The sequence below is a fragment of the Nocardia sp. NPDC056000 genome, assembly GCF_042269265.1.
In the GTDB taxonomy this organism is placed as follows: Bacteria; Actinomycetota; Actinomycetes; order Mycobacteriales; family Mycobacteriaceae; genus Nocardia.
On the sequence record NZ_JBHJXS010000004.1, the window covers coordinates 571,039 to 588,906 of the forward strand.

The following is a 17,868-nucleotide window of genomic DNA, read 5'->3' on the forward strand; positions in this document are numbered from 1 at the left end:
GCCACCCGTGCCGGCGTGACGGGGAAAAATCATGTCGCCCGAAGCGAGCAGTCCGAGTATCGCGAGACCCCACAGATTCGAGGTTATGCAGCTCAGGTGACGTATTCGCGCACAGTACGGTCTCGAACGGTTTGGTGTGGCACCGGTTTCGGGAGATCATGGGCGCGTGTCGAGCGGTGCGGGCGAGGTCCCGAGGCGGCGCGCCGGTGTGGCGCCGCGCAGGGTGTTCGCGGAGCGATTGACCGCGTTGTTCGAGGCGGCGGGCAATCCGACGCTGCGGGTCGTCGCCTCGGGTGCCGCGGCCCGGATGGCGGGAACAGGCACGGGCAGCCCGGCCACGATGCAGCGAATCAGCGACTGGCGTTCGGGCAAAGCCGTTCCGGCCGACTTCGATTCGCTACTGCCGGTCCTGCTCACCCTCATCGAGAAGGCGACCACCACCGGTGACCCCGCGCCCGAGTTGACCAAAGTGACTGCGTGGCGCGTTATTTGGCGCGCGGCCCAGGCCCGCGGCACCGAACTCGACACCGCGTGTCCCTATCTGGGATTGGCCGCCTACGGCCCCGACGATCGGGAGTGGTTCTTCGGCCGCACCCGCGCGAGCGCCGAGATCGCAGACCTGGTGCGCCGGACGGTCACTGGTCCCGACCCGGGACCGGTGGTGCTCATCGGGGCATCGGGTGCCGGGAAGTCCTCGGTGCTGCACGCGGGGGTGATCCCGGCGTTGCGCACCGACCGGCAATGGCGGGTGGGCACCATGACTCCCGGCGTGCGGCCCAGCAAGACCCTGGCCGAGCTGGTGGATTCGCCGCAGGCCGCGCGCCTGGATCTGGTGGTGATCGACCAATTCGAGGAGACGTTCACCCTCTGCCGCGATGAACCCGAACGCGAGGACTTCCTGGCGCAGATCGCCGCCCTGCATGAGCGCACCGGCACCGCGGTGATCGTGGCGGTACGCGCGGACTTCTATCCCCAATGTCTGGCCTATCCGGTCCTCGAGGACGCGATCAACGCGCGCTGCTTCGCGCTGGGCCCGATGCGCACCGATGAGCTGAGCGAGGCGATCGCCGGACCCGCCCGCGTCACGGGAGTGAACTTCGAGCCGGGACTGCCCGAGCTGGTGCTGACCGAACTGTGCGGAATGGGCGCCGGACATGACCGCCACAGCTACGACCCCGGCGGCCTGCCCTTGTTTTCCCATGTCATGGCCGCGACCTGGCAGCATCGCACCGGGGCGCGCCTCACGGTCGCGGGATATCGCAAAGCCGGCGGGGTCGCCGGATCGGTGGCCGCCACCGCCGAGCAGGCATGGCAGAGCTTGACGCCGGGCGAGCAGAGCGCGGCCAAGGAACTGCTACTGCATCTGGTGACCGTCGGAGTGGACAGCCGCGATACCCGACGACGGGTACCGCGCACCGAATTGCTCGCCCGCACCGGCGATTCCGAGGACGCGCAGACCGCGCTGACCCGGCTGATCGATGCCCGACTCATCACCGCCGACGCCACAACCGACCGCACCACACCGGGCTCCCCCGCGGCGGACGGTGAGCCCGACGGCGCGCCCGCACGCGAAATCGTCTGGTTCACCCACGAAATCGTGCTCGAGGCGTGGCCGCGCTTGCGCGCCTGGATCGATGAGGGCCGCGTCGATCATCTGATCCGCCAGCGCCTGGAACTCGATGCCGCCGAATGGGCGGGCGCGCACCGTGATCCGGCGCTGCTGTATCACGGTGCGCGGTTGAGCACCGCCGAGCAGGTAGGCACGCCCACCGGGGTGATCGGTGAATTCCTCACCGCCGCACAGGCCACCCGCACCCGTACCCGCCGACTCGCGGTGGCCACCCGCACCGTGCTCGCGCTGCTGGGCGTGGGTGTGCTGGTCCTGGGTGTGGCGGCGTACGCCCAGACCCGGCTCTCGGCTCAGGAACGCGACAATGCCGACCTGGTGGCCACCTTGGCCGAGGCCGACAGCGTGCGCGCCACCGATCCCTCCCTCTCGGCCCAGCTCGACCTGGTCGCCGATCGCCTGCATCCAGGCGATCCCGATATCCGCTCGCGCCTGCTACGCACCCAGAACCTGCCCCTGGCCGCACCCCTGCCCGGACACCAGGATGCGGTGACACAGGTGACCTACCGGCCCGACGGGCGCATGCTGGCCTCGGCCGGCCGGGACGGCACCGTGCGACTGTGGGATGTGGCCGACCCGTCCCGCGCCGCACCCGTGGGAGTGCCGCTGGCGTGCGTGAACGGCTCCACCGCAACGCTATTCAGCCCCGACGGCACACTGCTGGCCGCCGCGTGCGGCACCGAGATCCGGCTCTGGAACCTCACCGACCCGGCGCATCCGCGACAGCTGTCCTCCCCGGCGGCGGGCACGATCAACGCGCTCGCCATGAGCCCGGACGGGACAACCCTGGCCGTGAGCGACGGTGCGGCCGTGACCCTGTGGCGTATCGATAACCCCGCCGCCCCCACCGTGTCCGCGCACCTGCCCGCTGCCGATCCGGTAACCGCACTCGCCTTCGCACCGACCGGACAGCTGGTGGTGGCAGGCGCGCACACCGTGCGACTGTTCTCCCCCGGCCCGGCTCCCGCCGCGGTGGGCGCACCGATCACGGTGCCGGGCCCGCAGATTCAAGCGATGGCGTTGAGCCGCGACGGGCGCACCCTGGCGGTCGGTGGCGGCGATGACGCGTTCGTGGCCACCGGGAACGCCGACGCCACCCTCACCCTGTGGGATCTGAGCACCGCCCAGCCGACCCAGCTCGGCAGCCCGCTGGTGGTCGCCACCAAATCCGAACTGCGTTCGCTCGCTTTCGATTCCGAGGGCACCATCCTGGCCACCGGCGACCGTGACGCGGTCACCCTGTGGACCGTCGTGGACCGCGCCCACCCCACGCGCCTGGGTGAACCGCTAGCGGCCCCGTCGCCACCGTGCCGTAACGCCAACAGTTTTCAACCCTGCCGCGACAGCCCCAGCGCCGTGGCGTTCGCCGCGGACGGGCACACCGTCGCGGTCGGCGGCGCGCAGGGCGGACTGCGCCTGTGGTCGCTGCCGCCCGCGGTGATCGGCGGCCGCATCGGCTGGTCCGCCAATTCCGGGGCCATGAGCGCGGTCGGCACCATGGTCACCAGCGTGGTGGACGGCCGAATCGAGTTGTGGGACATCGGCGATCGCCGATCGGTGCGCCTGCTCGCCGATCTCGGCCCCGGCCCCGGCCGGGACCTGGCCGCCACCCCCTCACTCAGCGATGACGGCCGCCTGACGATCACCACCGCCGGACCGCACCAGGGTGTGCAACTGCTCGACGCCAGCGATCCCGCGCACATCCGCCAACTATCCCGCTTCCCCGACGCGATCGGGGGCTGGTTCGGCCAAGGCGGGCGCCTGATGATCACCCTGCAGTCGCTGTGGGACGCGCGCCTGTGGGATCTGGCCGATCCCGCGCATCCGGTCGCCCTGGGTCCCGCGATCGATGTGGGTTCGGCCCCCACCGGTTTGGCGGCGGTGGCCGTCCCGCACAGCGGCCGCCTCTTGGTGTCCCTGGCCCCCGATAAGAACGCCGCGGGTGATCCGGAGTACTTGATCAAACTCTGGGACATCTCCCATCGCGGCAGCGCCAGCGAGATCCACCGCATCACCGGCGATCCCGCGCACCCCCCGGCCGGATTCGGCCTCACCCTCGACGAGCGCACCATGGTCACCTTGTCCGCGAACACCTTTCGCGTCTGGGATATCACCGATCCCGCACGCACCCACCCGCTCACGGAGCCGATCATCGGGCACGCGTTCAATATCCAGTCCGTCGACTTCAGCCCCGACGGCACCCTCATGGCCACCGCGGGCGCCGATTCCACGGTGCGGCTGTGGGACTTTCGCGACCGCGCGCACCCGCGCCCCATCGGACAAACCCTCACCATGCCCAGCCGCACCACCTGGAATGTGAGTTTCGACCCCGCCGGCGGGCGACTGATCGGCGTCGGCAACAGCGTCATGAGCATCTGGGACCTGGACGAAAACCATGCGCGCCAACGCATCTGCGCTGTGACTCGTGGCGTGCTGACCCGCGAGATCTGGGCCGCGCACCTTCCCCGACTCCCCTACCAGCCACCATGCCCAGGAGCGTCGTGACCCGACACCGTATGTGGGCCTTGTCTTTCGCGGCCCTGCTCACCCTCACCGGCACTGCCGCCGCGACCGCGGACACCCCGCGCCCGCGCGCCCAGGTCGGCGGCGGCACCGGCCTGGCCCTGCTGCGCGGCGCGGCGCTGACCGACCATTCGATCATCTTCGTATGCACACTCACCGCCATCGGCTACGACGCCGCGGACAACCTCATCGGATTGACCAACGCGCACTGCGAATTCGACGGCGACCATCAATGGCCGGGCGATCTGGTCCTACTCGAATCCGAAGCTCTCACCCCCGGCGCGAAAGCCCGCGACCTGCATCAACTCGGCCGAGTCGACTACATCAGCGGCGGCAACCCCGTCGGCCCCGGCCCCAACGGCCCCGGCCTGGACTACGCGGTCATCGTCTTCGACAAAACCCAGGTCGAACCCGTCGCCACCGTTGGCGACACCACCATCCGCACCCTGGGCGCCCCACCCCCCACCGGCACCCCGGTCTGCAAACAAGGCGCCACCAGCGCCCGCACCTGCGGACACACCCTCACCACCGCCGGCCCCTACCTCCTCACCACAGTCCCGGTATACCCGGGCGACTCCGGCTCCCCCGTGGTCATGGGCGACACCCTCATCGGCAACCAATGGTCCTGGGGCGCAGGCACATCCCTGCCCGCCATCCTGGCCGACCTCGACCGCCGCGGCGGCATCGGCGCAGGCTTTCACCTGTGATCGGCCAACGGTGTCAGGCGCGCTGTGCGGTGGCTCAGCGTCGCACTTCCCTGTGGTGGATTCGCTCGTGTCGCGGGATGCGGGTTGCTCTTACCGCCCCCCTTCGGCGGTGAGAGCAACCCACTTCCGCGGGAATGTGGGCGATCTCGATGGCGTCGCAGACCACAGCTTCCTTTTCCATGTCCCCGTGCCGAAGGTCATGAGGTGGCCGTCTCGGCCATCCGGTGAAAGGGTATGTGCGCGTGGATGATCGGATCGACCGGATGTGCGACAGTTGCTGTCCGGAAATGCGACACGGGGGTGCAAGTGGCCGAGATGCAATTGCTGAGCGGCTCCACCGCGGAAGTTGACGCGGACGACAGGCCTGCCTTCTGGCGACATCATGTGCACAACAACCACGGGGGTACGCGCATTCGATACGCGCGCACGCGGGGCTTCTCGGGATCGACGACGGTTCAGCGGCTGAGCACCTACCGGCTCGGCGATTTCCAGTCGGTGGATTTCACCTCAGACGAAGTCTCCTACGAACGCACTGACACACATATCGACGGCGACGGTGATCGCAGTGGACGTCTGCTGATCCCGCGACGCGGATTGATCAGCCTGGCCCAGGCCGAGAGCACGGCGCAGTTGAGGCCCGGACAGCTGGGCGTGGTCGACTGGGGCAAGCCGATGATCCTGGCACATGGCGATCAGGTGCGCGCATGGATCCTGACCGTCCCGGCCAACGTTATGCGGGCCGTGCGCGGTAACCGCCAGCGCTTGGCTTTGGAGCCGCGTGATCCGCTGCTCGGGTCGGTGATGGCGCTGGCCGGGCAGTTGCACCGCCATCGCACGACACTCACCGCCGACCAGTTCCTCACCACCAGCACGCATCTGGTCGGCCTGCTCGCTGCTGCGCTCGACGAACGTAGCGCGCCGGAAAGCACACGGCTGGCAGCGATTTCACGCGACGCACAGCAGTACATCCGGGCGTACTCCGACGACCCACGCCTGAGCGTGGACTCTCTTACCGAACATCTGGGCATCACACGCCGCCAGCTCGAACGCGCGATGCGGCTCGCACAGACCACCCCCCATGCCTACTTGCTCAAAATCCGAGTGCAGCGGGCCGCCGAACGGCTCACCGATCCCCTTCACAGCGGCAGGACCGTGACCGACATCGCCTACGACAGCGGATTTTCGACCATGTCGGTCTTCAACAAGGCATTTCGGGATCACTATAAGCTCACTCCCGGTGACATGCGCCGAGGTGCGGCCCGCTGACCGAGCTCCCCTGCGCCGACCGTTCGGCGCCCCGGCGGCCTCGCCGCCGTTGTCCTGTGCGGCAAGGTCGGCGCGGACCTTCATCTGTGGTCAGCAAGGAAGTCCGACGCCCGATCCGGTCCTGACGTAGCCGAAATCAGTAGTGCGGCAAAGGCTATGGGCGCGATCACCTGGTATCCGACCCAGATCTCACCCCCTGCGCTGCTGCCCTGCCATGCCAGCACAAGCCCCGCGATCGCCGTGAGTGCCCAGCCGCTGTCGTAGGCGACCATGAGCGGTGTGAACACTCGCGCCGGGCGCTTGCTCACATACCTGATCTCCACTGCGCCACCGCTCATCAGCGCGACACCCGCGACGATCAGCAGCCATACCGGCACGCCGAGCCGATCACCCAGCGGTGCGGCGCCGAGCAGCGCACCCGCTCCCAGCAGCACCTTGAACACTCCGTCGGCGACGATTCCCGCTGTCATCAGCGGAGTCGATTTTCTGGTCAGTGTCATGACCGTTCCTCCTGAAGCCCGTCACCTTGTCTCGTAATCAGATTACGGTAATAATCAAATTATGCGAATGACGAGAGCGGAGACCAAGGAACGCAATCGGCGCGCGCTGCTCGATGCCGCGTTCGGGGTCGTGTCCCGCGACGGCTACCGCGCCAAGCTCGAGGAGATCGCCGCGCGCGCCGAGGTGACCACCGGCGCGATCTACTCCCTGTTCGGCAGTAAGAACGGCCTGGTGGTCGCGATGATCACCGACTACCTGAGCCCGCACTACACCGAGATCGAACAGGCGATCACCGCCGAGATGGACCTGCTCGGCGCGGTCGAGGCCTTCGCGCGCTATTACCGGCGCAGCTGCGACGCCGCCGACGCCCTCTCGGGCCTGACCCTGCAGATCACGTTGCTGGACATGGCCGTTCACGACCCCGACCTCGGCACCCAGCTCGCCGAATCCATCCGCGCACAGGAACATCACCTGACCGCACTGTTCACCGGCCGATCCCACAACGCGCACACGGTGACCCCGGCACAGGCCCAGCGACTGGCCACGGCCCTGCGGGCACTGTTCGTCGGCCTGACCCAGGGCGTCATCCTCGGCCTGGCCTCCGACGCCGACGAGCAGTACTTCGCCGACGCCGCACGCGCCCTGGCCGCTGGCTTGGACCACACCGACCACCCGAATTCCTCGACCCCGCAGGAGCTTTCATAACCGCGCACCCCACCCCAGACGTCACCCCCGCCTCCCCCATCACCTTCATCAACGTCTCCCACTGGGACACCCGAGAGGCCTGGGACGCCGCCGCCGACCCCGCCTTCGAGAACCAGGCCACCACCGCCCGCGACGACCGGACCATCCCGGTCACCTCCAGCACCGGCCTGTACGACGTGGTCGTCGAATTCTCCCCAGCCGCAGTGTAAGCGGGGAATCTCCCGCCTCGAGCCGAAGCCAATTCGTTGGTAGGGTGCGGAAAAAAAGGGGGGTTCGGGGTGGGATCAGTTACACGAGAGCATGTGTCGACCGGTGCGGTGATGCGACGCCGAGCCAGGGCACTGGCATACACCTGCGTCGGGGTGGCGGCACTGTTCGCGCTGGTGATGGCAGTTGTTGTCACAGGCTGTGTGTCGATGCTGTCCAAACTCGACGTGACGGTCGACGACAAGTATGTGACGACCGAACTGTCCGATGGTCAAGCCAGAGCCGATCTGGCCCGATACTTCCACCTGCACATCCCCGACAATTGGCCACTGGTGCGGATGACCACGATCTGCAATGTCGGGACAACCCTCAATACCTGCTCCTATCGAGGGTCGTTCTCCGGCCCGGCCGCCGAATTCGACCGTTACCCAACAGTGTTCCGGGCCCAGCCGCCCGAGACCGCCGACCAACCCGCCGCTCGACCCGTCACCTGCGCTGACCTTGCGGCCCGCTCTCTCCTCGGGGTGGCATCAGAACTCGGCATCGACTGCGCCGCCTCACAACAGTTGCTCCTGAGCGAGTTGCGTGCGGCCCGCACCGTGCTGATCACCGGTACCGATACCGCGGTCACCGTCCATGTGCGCGCCATGGTCTGAGGTGCGCACCGCGGCGCCGGTGCGGGCACGGACCTGCTCTTCGGTGACCTCGGGGGCGAGTTCGACCAGGACCAAACCGCTTTCGGTCACCTCCAGCACGGCCAGGTCGGTGATGATGCGATGCACCACGCCCACCCCGGTCAACGGCAGCGTGCACTGCTCGACGATCTTGGGCGTGCCGTCCTTGGCGGTGTGCTCGGTCAGCACGATCACCCGGCGCGCGCCGTGCACCAGATCCATGGCCCCGCCCATCCCCTTGATCATCTTGCCCGGGATCGACCAGTTGGCCAGATCACCCGTGGCCGAGACCTGGATCGCGCCCAGGATCGCCACATCCAGATGCCCGCCGCGAATGATCCCGAACGAGAGCGCCGAATCGATATAGCTCGCGCCCGGACGCAGGGTGACCGTTTCCTTCCCGGCATTGATCAGATCCGGATCCTGTTGTCCGGCAATCGGATACGGTCCGACGCCCAGGATGCCGTTCTCACTGTGCAGCACCACGGTGATGCCGTCGGGGACATAGTTGGGGACCAGGGTCGGCAGCCCGATCCCGAGGTTGACGTATTGGCCGTCGACGAGTTCGGCGGCGGCGCGAGCAGCCATCTCATGGCGGGTCCAGGGCATGGGTGTTCCTCGAATGTGTGTCGGTGGATAGGGGCGCTCAGGCCGGAATCGGCTGGCGCACAGTCAGTTTCTCGATGCGCTTGACGGTGGCCGCGACCGGCACCACGCGCTGCACGAAGACCCCGGGCACATGCACCTGATCGGCCGGGATCTCCCCCGGCTCGACGAGTCGCTCCACCTCGGCGACGGTGATCTTTCCCGCCATGGCGCACAGGGCATTGAAATTGCCTGCCGAGGCATGGAATACGAGATTGCCGTGCCGGTCGCCGATCGCGGCGTGCACCAGCGCGTAGTCGGTGGTGATCGCGTGTTCGAGGATGTAGTCGCGGCCCTGAAACGCGCGCACTTCCTTGGCGGGAGCGTGCACGCCCACCGAGCCATCGGCGCTGTAGCGCAACGGCATCGAGCCGTCGGCGACCGGTGTGCCCAGTCCCGCGGGGGTGTAGAACGCGGGGATCCCGCACCCTCCGGCGCGCAGGCGCTCGGCGAGGCTGCCCTGCGGAGTCAACTCCACTTCGAGCTCACCGGCCAGGTACTGGCGCGCGAATTCCTTGTTCTCCCCGACATAGGAGGCGGTGACCCGCCGGATCCGCCCGGCGGAGAGCAGTCGTCCCAGCCCCCAGTCGTCGACTCCGCAATTGTTGGACACGACATCCAGATCGCCCACCCCGGCCGATTCGAGTGCCTCGATGAGTGTTTCGGGGATACCGCACAATCCGAAACCACCTACGGCCAGCGATGCCCCGTGAGCGATATCGGCGATCGCGGCCGCCGGATCGGTGATCGTCTTGTCCATCACGGACGTTCTCCTTCTACTCGATATCGGCCTCCGCCGAATTCGGTTGATCGGGTGCGCAACTGATCAACAGCTGCGCGGTGTGCGCGATGTGATCGCGCAAAAGCTCTTGCGCCAGTGCGGGATCGCGGCCCACCGCGGCCTCGAGCAGCGCGCGATGCTCGGCGGGCAGATCCCGGTCGGGTTCATTGCCGAACGAGACCGACCACTGCAGATACAGCTCGGCCTCCTGGCGCAGCGCCCGCGCGGTCTCGAGCAGGCGGCGATTGCCGCAGCCGTTGAGCAACGCGATATGGAACGCCGCGTGCGCGGCGGACCACTCATCGGTGGGATGGTCCGGATCGGCCGCGTCCCGGAACGGGGTGCGCTCGAGCAGATGGTGTGCGGCAACGGCATTGGATTCCCATTGCAGATCACCGTCCTGCACCGAGAGCTTGAGCACGAGCGATTCGACCTCGACGCGGGCCTGGGTCAGATCAGCCAGATCCTGATGCGAGAGCGGACGCACCACATAGCCCTGATGGGCTTTGGTGCTCACCAATCCCTCGGCAGTCAGCTTGGTCAGCGCCTCACGGGTGGCCCCGACGCTGACCTTGTACCGCTCGGACAGGTCGGGGAATTTCAGCCGCTCGCCCGGTACCAGGCGTCCGCCCAGGATGTCGGCTCGTAACGCCTGGTAGATGCCATCGGTACGGGTCGTTCCGCCACTCTTCGCCATGCAAGCACGGTATCACTATACGAAACAATCTTGCAGAATCGAAACTATACGTCTACTTTCGAAAGTGATCCAGTGCACAGGCCCGGTTCGGGCCGCATTCTCGAAACAGGAGTTCCCTCGTGCGATTCGCCACCATTTCCGATCGACTGTCCCTGGTCACCACCGCCGACCGGGTCGTGGATATCGAGCAGGCCAGCGGTGGCACCTTCGGTCCCGCGATCGCGGACGCCTACGCGCGCTGGGACGAGCTGGTGCGGTTCTGCGCGGACCTCGACGCCGATCCCGGTGTGCCACTGGCCGATATCGCGCCCGAGTCGTTCGGCAATCCCGCCCCCGCGCCACGCCAGATCTTCGCCATCGGCCTCAACTACGCCGACCACGCCGCCGAATCCGCGTTCGCGGTGCCCGACGAGCCGCCGGTGTTCACCAAGTTCGCCTCGTGCCTTGCCGGGCCCTACGGCACCGTCACCCTGCCCCCGGGCAAGGTCGACTGGGAGGTCGAACTCGTCGTCGTCATCGGTCGCCCCGCCCACCGGGTCGCCGCCGCCGACGGCTGGGCGTATGTCGCGGGACTGTCTGTGGGACAGGACCTTTCCGAACGCGACCGCCAGCGCGTGGGCCCGGCACCGCAATTCAGCATGGGCAAGTCCTTCCCCGGCTTCGGCCCCATCGGCCCGCTGCTGGTCACCCCCGACGAGTTCGACAATCCCGACGACATCGAACTGGGCTGCCTGATCAACGGTGAGCAGATGCAGAAGGGCCGCACCCGCGACATGGTCTTCCCCGTGGGCGAGCTCATCGCGCGCCTGTCCGCCATCACCGCGCTGAGCCCCGGCGATGTCATCTTCACCGGCACCCCCGCGGGCGTGGGCCTGGGCCGCACCCCCGAACGCTATCTGGCCCCCGGGGACGAACTGGTCAGCTACGTGCGCGGCGTCGGGCAGATGCGGCACGTCATGGTCGCCGAGCACTGAACCCGCACACCGCTTTTCGAAGGAGCCGGACCATGGCGCTGCACGCACTGTCCTCGGTCACCATCGGGGTGCCCGACCCGAACACCACCCGCGACTATTACACCGATTTCGGCCTCGCCCCGCGCCCCGACGGCTGGCTGGGCACCCGCGACGGCGGCGACCAGCTGCGCCTGGTGTGCACGCCCACCCGGCGGCTGGTCGAAATCACCCTGGGCGCAGACGATCCCGATGATCTCGACGCCATCGCCGCGCGCCTGCGCCGCCTGGATCTGCCGGTGACCCGCACCCTCGACGCGCTCACCACCGTGGAACCGATCGCCGGATTCACCGCCGTGGTGCGTGTGGCCGCGCGGCTCACCCAACCCGAAACCCCCGCCACCGCCTACAACGGACCCGGTCGTTATGAACGTGTCGGGGCCCGCGCACCCGGGGTGCTGCGTACCGGGCCGGTGCGCCCGCGCAAGCTCGGGCACGTGGTGATGGGCTCGGTCGACTACGAGGCCACCCGCCGATTCCTGTGCGAGGGAATGGGTTTCAAACTCAGCGACGAGATCAAGGGTGAGGGCGCGTTCCTGCGCTGCTCCACCGATCACCACAACGTGCTGGTGCTGCGCGCCCCGGTGAACTTTCTGCACCACACCTCCTGGCAGGTCCAGGACATCGACGAGGTCGGGCGCGGGGCCACCGCCATGCTCGACGGCAATCCCGAACGCCACGTCTGGGGTCTGGGCCGTCATCACGCGGGCTCGAATTTCTTCTGGTACCTCAAGGATCCGGCCGGGAACTTCAGCGAGTACTACTCCGATATGGACGCCATCGTCGATGACCAACTGTGGAAACCCGAGGTCTTCGACGGCGCGCAAGGGCTGTTCAACTGGGGACCCCCGCCCCCGCCGTCGTTCCTGCATCCCGAGGACCTCGCGGCCCTCATGACCGGCGCCCACCACGCGGGCTGAACGGGGAGAACCACTGATGCCGAACAAGATTCACGATGTGGCCGTAGTGGGCTTCGGCCCGGTCGGACAACTCCTGGCCATCCTGCTGGGCCGCCAAGGTCACGATGTGCTGGTCCTGGAACGCTGGCCCGAGCCCTACCCCAAACCCCGTGCGGTGCACTTCGATCACGAGATCGGGCGCATCTTCCAAGCCGCCGGCGTCGCCGAGCAGGTCATGGCCATCACCGATCCGGTGCCCGACTTCTACGAATGGCGCAACCGCGCTGGAGAGTCGCTGCTGCGCATCGACTGGAGCGGCACCGGCGAAAGCGGCTGGCCCACAGCCAATTTCTTCTCTCAGCCCGACCTCGAACGGGTGCTGGCCGAGGTTGCGGAGGGGATCTCCTCGGTCACCGTGCTGCGCGGGCACGAGGTCATCGACCACGCCGAACATGGCGAACACGTCGAGATCACCGCGGGCAGCGCCGACGGCGAGCGAGTGTTCGCCGCGCGCTGGGTGATCGGCGCGGACGGCGCGAACAGTTTCGTGCGCCGCGCCATGGGCGTGCCGATCACCGATCTGGGCTTCTTCTTCGACTGGCTCATCGTCGACACCCTCCCGCACGACGATCTGCGCTGGTCGCCGATGAACTGGCAACTGTGCGATCCGGTCCGCCCCACCACCATCGTCTCGGGCGGACCCGGCAGGCGGCGGTGGGAATTCATGCGCCTGCCCACCGAAACCGTCGCCGACCTCAACACCACCGAGACGGCATGGCGACTGCTCGAGCCGTGGGGCCGCACCCCCGCCAACACCGGCATCGAACGCCACACCGTCTACACCTTCCAAGCCCGCTGCGTGGACACCTGGCGCGCGGGACGACTACTGCTGGCCGGGGACGCCGCGCATCTCATGCCGCCGTTCGCCGGACAGGGCATGTGCTCGGGTCTGCGCGATGCGCTGAACCTGTCCTGGAAACTGAACCTGGTCCTGCACAACATCGCCGACCCGGCACTGCTGGACACCTACTCCACCGAACGCTCCGCGCACGTGCGCCACGCGATCGAGATGTCCATCGCCCTGGGCGAAGTCATCTGCGTTCTGGACGAACACGTTGCCGCACAACGCGATCTGCGCATGATCGCCGGTGACGCCGATCCCGCCCGGGTCCTGCCCGCGGGCGCACCACCGGTGCTGGGCCACGGCGTACTGCACCGCGAACCCGACGGCACCCTGGCCCCCGGCGTCGGCCAACTCGTCCCCCAGCACCGCATCTCCCAAGGCCACGCCATCGGCCTGCTCGACGATATCGCCGGGTCCGGCTTCAAAATCCTCACCGACGGCCCCGTCGCCGATATCGTCCTCACCGACGATCAGTGGGCCTTCCTCGACGAAATCGAAGCCACCGTCCTGCAATTGAGCACCGACGGCCGCTACGGCACCTTCGCCGACCTCGACAACGCCTACCTGCCCTGGCTCCGCGAACACCACGCCGTCGCGGCCATCCTGCGCCCCGACTTCTACCTCTACGCAAGCGCCCCCACCCCACCCGCCCTCGGCGACCTCATCGACGAACTCCGCGCCCACCTGCGCCCCGCCTACCGCACCACCGCCCCGGTCACCGGAGCCCTCGCCGAACTCCTGCACCCCAGCCCCACAGAGTCCCGGTAGCGCCGGACCCTTCCGAGCCCGTCCTATCGACAGGAGAAACATCATGGGCTACCACACCTTCGACGTCGATGTCATTGTCGTCGGCGCCGACCCGCCCGGCCTCACCGCGGCCGCCGAGATCGCCTCCCGCGGTGCCCGTGTCCGCATCCTGGACAAACACCCCCTCGACCCGAATTCCCCCGTGCCCGCCTGGGCCGGGGAACACGGAATCGACATCCGCTTCGGCCGCGAAGTCACCGCCGTCGACGACAACGGCGTCCGAATCACCGTCACCTCCAAGGACGCCCAGGGCCGCAGCTACCTGACCACCGCCCGCCGGTACGTTGCACAACCATGACCCTGACACCCCAGCAACGCGCGGTCTACCAGGCCATCGTGCACGGCCAACGCTCCACCGGCCCCCAGCACTTCCCCCTGCTCGACGCGCAAGGCCACCTTCAAGGGCCCTTCGGTCTCATGGTCGAAGTCCCCGACATCGGCGGCCCCCTGCAAGAACTCGGCGCCGCCCTGCGCTACCACACCGCCCTGACCGCCCGCGAACGCGAAATCGCCATCCTCACCGTAGCTCGCTGCACCGCAAGCGATTTCGAACGCCACGCCCACGAAGCCGTCGGCCGCGCCATCGGCCTGACCGACACCGAACTCACCGCCCTGCACGAAGGAACCTTCACCACCCCCGACCCCCGAGAACAAGCGATCGCCACCCTGTCCGCACAACTCACCACCCACCCCCTCACCACCCCCGCCGACCTACCCGCCACCGACATCCTGGACCGAGCCTCGGTCATCGAGGTGACAACGCTCGCCGGTTACTACCGAACCCTGTCCCAACTCATGGGCATCTTCGGCATCGGCGCACCCGAACTCCGCGATTAACTACTCACACAACGGCATTCGCCTGCAGGGTCGACTCCGAAGTGGCCGGGCAAGGCGGCATCCCACCCGGCCACTCATCGAGCACGGCGAACGTCACGGGCAGTGCGACATCGATCCGCCGACTCTTAACGGGCACCGCTTCCTGCGGAGTCGAACACCACGATGCCCGGCCGGTCGCACCACGACCGACACGACCACTCTCGCGCCCCCGACCTCACTAAATCCCCTGCCGAGCCTGGCAATTGGCTGGGAACCCTCACCGGCCTCGATACAACCCGCGATCGCCCGCACGGTCCGAGCCTTCGGGATCGGTGTCGCCGGCCGATCCATGCGTGACCGCTCACGACCCCCAGTAGATCTCTCCGACTCCATCGCTGCCGAACCCGATGCCTTCGAAGAAGATGTGGTGCACGTCGATTCCGTCGAACCAGGAGGTGTGGTGCCGGGTGGCGCGTTCGGTCTGCACGATCGCGTCGAGCAGATCCGCGACGGTGAACCATTGGCCGTTGGGAGCGCGGTGGGTGACCGGGTCTCCCAGGCCGCGCAGGGTGAGTTCGGGCGTGGTCAGCGCCACCTGCTGCAGTTCGTCGGCGGTGGGGTCGCGGAAGTCCGCGTTGTCCTCGTGCCACACCTGTACCGCGAGAGTCATGTCGGCGATCTCGGCCGTTGCGGTGGCGCGCTGGTTCGACAGGGTCGGCGAGATGGGCTCGGGAGGCTCGGTGAGGGTGATGCGCAACGTGCCGGACAGGCCGTTGAAGAATTCGAGGGACACCGGGGGAATCCTGGCACACCACACCGGGTTTCGTGCCAGGTGGATCAGTCCTTGCGGCCGGGGCGGCTCACCGGAAGCGAGTGACCGGTCTCCAGGAGGGATTTGAGGTCGCTGAGCATGAAGGGGTAACCGCCGCCGAAGCCTTCGGGCTCGAGGTCGCCGGAGATCAGGACCGAGATCAGCGGGGCGCCGGAGACGTCATGGATGATCGTGAGGGCGCACGTATCATCGCCGCGGTCACGAATTTCGTAGCGCAGGTACGTTTCCGGTTCCGCGACGAGATTCTCATCGCCCAGGAACCGGATGCGCGCGGCCAGCAGCGTCGGCGGATCGTAGTCGGTCACCGTGCCACGAATGATGATCACCGGGTCAGCGTCGATCGGCCGGGGCCCGGTGGGCGCGAAAACCGTGAAGGCCCCGCCGATTCGAGGTTCGATGACGCTGCGGCCGCCGAAGCCATAGCGCACGGTCCACTCGGGATCGGTGATCGCGGCCCAAATGCGTTGCGCCGGTGCGGCAATGATGACGCGATGGATCTGGGTCGTCTCCGGGCGGGCACGCGAGCGGATATCGTCCAGGCTCACGATTCCAGATCCTTCTTCAGATCGGCCAGCGCGGTGATCTGCTGCTCGGTGAATTTGTCGATCCAGCGATCGTGGATCAGCCGAATCGGCACGGGGTTCAGATAGTGCAACTTCTGGCGTCCGCTGCGCACCACGGTCACCAGGCCCGCATCCTCGAGCAGGCGCAAATGCTTGCTGATGCCGAACCGGGTCATCTCCACCCCGGTTTCGAGCTCGGTCAGCGTCTGCCCGTCCCGGGCGAACAGCGCGTCCAGCAGATGCCGCCGGGTGGGATCGGCCAGCGCCTTGAACACCGCGTCCTCGTCCACACCCCCACCCTATACGAGACCAAAAGGTCACATGACCGTTGACATGTGACCTTTTGGTCACCTATCGTTCCGGACCATGAAGCGATACATAGTCCTGTACCTCGCGCCCCTGTCGGTCGCGCAACGATTCGCCCAGGCCACACCCGCCGAAGCCGCGGAAGGCATGCAGCTGTGGGTCGAGTGGAGCCGGCGCATCGGCACCGGCCTCGTCGACGGCGGCAAGCCACTCGGCAACGCCCGCCGCATCACCCCGACGGGCACCTCCGAGACCGACAGCGGCGTGATCGGCATGTCCATCCTGCAGGCCGAGTCCATGGACGAGGCGCTCGAGCTGGTCGGCGATCACCACCACCTGCACTGGGCCGAACAGTGCGAGATCGTCGTCCTGGAAGAGCAGCCCATTCCCGAACTGCAGCACTGACATCCGAGCGTCGGCGACATCGGCTCGCCGAACGCAAGGGCGTTCGCCAGCGCCCGCGAAGTTCAGCCCTGCAGGGCCGGGACGAGAACCAATTCGCACCATTGGCGAAAGCTCGTCGGGCTCGCGGTCGCCGCGGTGCGCACTACGCCGTTGTCCAAGCCTTCATTCTTGGCACGCATCATGTCGACAAACGCGGTCGCGATCGCCCCGCTGGCCCCTTGCGCGGCGAGAGTGGCGCGGAAGTCGTCGAGAGACTCCCGCTCATATCGGATTTCGCGACCGAGCACCTCAGAGAGCGTGTGCGCCATATCGTTCGGCGACAGATCCTGCGGCCCCAGCAGCGCGACCTCGCCGGTACCGGACCAGGAGCGGTCCACGAGCAGGCGCGCGGCCGCGGCGGCGATATCGCGTGTGGCGACCATCGGCGCCGCGAAGTCGGCGGGCGTGGTGCCGGTGAAGACGCCCGCGTCCCGAATCGAGATCGCCTGCCAGAGCAGGTTATCCATGAAGGACGGGTTCGCCAGCGCCCGATAGGCCACCCCCGTGCTCGCGATGAGATCGTCCATCGCCAGCGACGCCGTCACATGCCCGGCGGTACCGGCCACGGGAGTCCCGCGACCCAACGCCGAAATCCCGACAACGTGCCCGACCCGGTGAGCGGTGAACGCCTTCGCCGCCGCGCGGGTGAATCCGGAGAACGCGGCCTCCAGGCTCGGGGCCCGCATATCCGGCGGGATGAGCCACAGCACCGCGTCCGCGCCGGCGAAGGCGCGGTCCACGGTGTCGGGATCGCGATGTGATCCGGTGACGATCTCCGCGCGAGCGCGAACCTGCGCGGGGAGCCTGTCGGGATCGCGCGCGATGACGCGCAATTCCTCAGTGTGAGTAGGGTTTTCGAGCAGGTTGCGCAGGACTTGACTGCCGATGCTCCCGGTGGGAGAGGTAATGACGATCATGATTCGAGTCTGCTGAGAGAACCCCCGCGCCGTCCAA

General features: G+C 67.7%; 19 protein-coding genes. 11 read left to right on the forward strand and 8 right to left on the reverse strand.

Annotated features, from left to right (window positions below; translation table 11 throughout):
• Positions 1-166: 166 nt before the first annotated feature.
• From ACFC4D_RS15090 to ACFC4D_RS15100, 3 genes are all read left to right on the forward strand, one after another.
• A complete protein-coding gene (locus tag ACFC4D_RS15090) occupies positions 167-4,132 on the forward strand; it encodes an NACHT and WD repeat domain-containing protein (protein WP_376063478.1) in 3,966 nt (1,321 codons plus the stop codon).
• The gene (locus ACFC4D_RS15095; protein WP_376063479.1) at positions 4,129-4,857 is read left to right on the forward strand and encodes a hypothetical protein; all 729 of its coding nucleotides are present in this window, start codon (positions 4,129-4,131) and stop codon (positions 4,855-4,857) included. The genes ACFC4D_RS15090 and ACFC4D_RS15095 overlap by 4 nt, the downstream gene beginning before the upstream one ends.
• 315 nt (positions 4,858-5,172) lie before the next feature.
• Positions 5,173-6,123 carry a helix-turn-helix domain-containing protein gene (locus ACFC4D_RS15100; RefSeq protein ID WP_376063693.1) on the forward strand — a complete coding sequence of 317 codons (951 nt, stop codon included), beginning with the start codon at positions 5,173-5,175 and terminating at the stop codon, positions 6,121-6,123.
• 80 nt (positions 6,124-6,203) lie between these two features.
• On the opposite strand, the gene ACFC4D_RS15105 is transcribed toward ACFC4D_RS15100, so the two are convergent.
• Positions 6,204-6,623: a hypothetical protein gene (locus ACFC4D_RS15105; protein ID WP_376063482.1), complete on the reverse strand. Its 420-nt coding sequence runs from the start codon at positions 6,621-6,623 to the stop codon at positions 6,204-6,206.
• A 67-nt stretch (positions 6,624-6,690) separates the two neighbouring features.
• Between ACFC4D_RS15105 and ACFC4D_RS15110 the strand changes: the two genes are divergently transcribed.
• Together ACFC4D_RS15110 and ACFC4D_RS15115 are read left to right on the forward strand one after the other, a co-directional pair.
• Complete coding sequence (locus ACFC4D_RS15110; protein WP_376063485.1) at positions 6,691-7,329, forward strand: TetR/AcrR family transcriptional regulator; 639 nt, start codon at positions 6,691-6,693, stop codon at positions 7,327-7,329.
• Positions 7,330-7,649: 320 nt separating this feature from the next.
• On the forward strand, positions 7,650-8,192 hold the full coding sequence (locus tag ACFC4D_RS15115; RefSeq protein WP_376063486.1) for a hypothetical protein: 543 nt from the start codon (positions 7,650-7,652) through the stop codon (positions 8,190-8,192).
• On the opposite strand, the gene ACFC4D_RS15120 is transcribed toward ACFC4D_RS15115, so the two are convergent.
• From ACFC4D_RS15120 to ACFC4D_RS15130, 3 genes are read right to left on the reverse strand one after another with little or no spacing between them, the layout of a single operon-like run.
• Positions 8,094-8,819 (reverse strand): CoA transferase subunit B, encoded by a 726-nt coding sequence (locus tag ACFC4D_RS15120; RefSeq protein ID WP_376063488.1) that lies wholly within the window; start codon positions 8,817-8,819, stop codon positions 8,094-8,096. The two genes, ACFC4D_RS15115 and ACFC4D_RS15120, sit on opposite strands and share 99 nt — an antisense overlap.
• Before the next feature lie 37 nt (positions 8,820-8,856).
• Entirely contained in the window at positions 8,857-9,615 is a 759-nt protein-coding gene (locus tag ACFC4D_RS15125) for a CoA transferase subunit A (protein WP_376063695.1), read from the reverse strand.
• Between the two features lie 16 nt (positions 9,616-9,631).
• A complete protein-coding gene (locus ACFC4D_RS15130; RefSeq protein ID WP_376063490.1) occupies positions 9,632-10,333 on the reverse strand; it encodes a GntR family transcriptional regulator in 702 nt (233 codons plus the stop codon).
• A 119-nt stretch (positions 10,334-10,452) separates the two neighbouring features.
• On the opposite strand from ACFC4D_RS15130, the gene ACFC4D_RS15135 reads away from it, so the two are divergent.
• The 5 genes from ACFC4D_RS15135 to ACFC4D_RS15155 are packed head-to-tail and all read left to right on the forward strand — an operon-like array spanning position 10,453 to position 14,790.
• Positions 10,453-11,307 carry a fumarylacetoacetate hydrolase family protein gene (locus ACFC4D_RS15135; RefSeq protein WP_376063492.1) on the forward strand — a complete coding sequence of 285 codons (855 nt, stop codon included), beginning with the start codon at positions 10,453-10,455 and terminating at the stop codon, positions 11,305-11,307.
• A gap of 32 nt (positions 11,308-11,339) precedes the next feature.
• Positions 11,340-12,263, forward strand: a complete 924-nt coding sequence (locus tag ACFC4D_RS15140; protein WP_376063494.1) for a VOC family protein — start codon at positions 11,340-11,342, stop codon at positions 12,261-12,263.
• Between the two features lie 16 nt (positions 12,264-12,279).
• Positions 12,280-13,914, forward strand: a complete 1,635-nt coding sequence (locus ACFC4D_RS15145; protein ID WP_376063496.1) for a bifunctional 3-(3-hydroxy-phenyl)propionate/3-hydroxycinnamic acid hydroxylase — start codon at positions 12,280-12,282, stop codon at positions 13,912-13,914.
• A gap of 43 nt (positions 13,915-13,957) precedes the next feature.
• Positions 13,958-14,251: an FAD-dependent monooxygenase gene (locus tag ACFC4D_RS15150; RefSeq protein WP_376063498.1), complete on the forward strand. Its 294-nt coding sequence runs from the start codon at positions 13,958-13,960 to the stop codon at positions 14,249-14,251.
• The gene (locus tag ACFC4D_RS15155; RefSeq protein WP_376063499.1) at positions 14,248-14,790 is read left to right on the forward strand and encodes a carboxymuconolactone decarboxylase family protein; all 543 of its coding nucleotides are present in this window, start codon (positions 14,248-14,250) and stop codon (positions 14,788-14,790) included. The genes ACFC4D_RS15150 and ACFC4D_RS15155 overlap by 4 nt, the downstream gene beginning before the upstream one ends.
• Before the next feature lie 340 nt (positions 14,791-15,130).
• On the opposite strand, the gene ACFC4D_RS15160 is transcribed toward ACFC4D_RS15155, so the two are convergent.
• From ACFC4D_RS15160 to ACFC4D_RS15170, 3 genes are read right to left on the reverse strand one after another with little or no spacing between them, the layout of a single operon-like run.
• Positions 15,131-15,562, reverse strand: a complete 432-nt coding sequence (locus ACFC4D_RS15160) for a hypothetical protein (RefSeq protein WP_376063501.1) — start codon at positions 15,560-15,562, stop codon at positions 15,131-15,133.
• Between the two features lie 44 nt (positions 15,563-15,606).
• Positions 15,607-16,146, reverse strand: coding sequence for an SRPBCC domain-containing protein (locus ACFC4D_RS15165; RefSeq protein ID WP_376063503.1), 540 nt, complete (start codon positions 16,144-16,146; stop codon positions 15,607-15,609).
• Entirely contained in the window at positions 16,143-16,454 is a 312-nt protein-coding gene (locus tag ACFC4D_RS15170) for an ArsR/SmtB family transcription factor (protein WP_376063504.1), read from the reverse strand. The genes ACFC4D_RS15165 and ACFC4D_RS15170 overlap by 4 nt, the downstream gene beginning before the upstream one ends.
• A gap of 76 nt (positions 16,455-16,530) precedes the next feature.
• On the opposite strand from ACFC4D_RS15170, the gene ACFC4D_RS15175 reads away from it, so the two are divergent.
• Positions 16,531-16,875, forward strand: a complete 345-nt coding sequence (locus tag ACFC4D_RS15175; RefSeq protein ID WP_375958295.1) for a hypothetical protein — start codon at positions 16,531-16,533, stop codon at positions 16,873-16,875.
• Between the two features lie 62 nt (positions 16,876-16,937).
• Here the strand turns inward: ACFC4D_RS15175 and ACFC4D_RS15180 are convergent, their stop codons facing one another.
• Complete coding sequence (locus tag ACFC4D_RS15180) at positions 16,938-17,831, reverse strand: NAD(P)H-binding protein (RefSeq protein WP_376063507.1); 894 nt, start codon at positions 17,829-17,831, stop codon at positions 16,938-16,940.
• Positions 17,832-17,868: the final 37 nt, after the last annotated feature.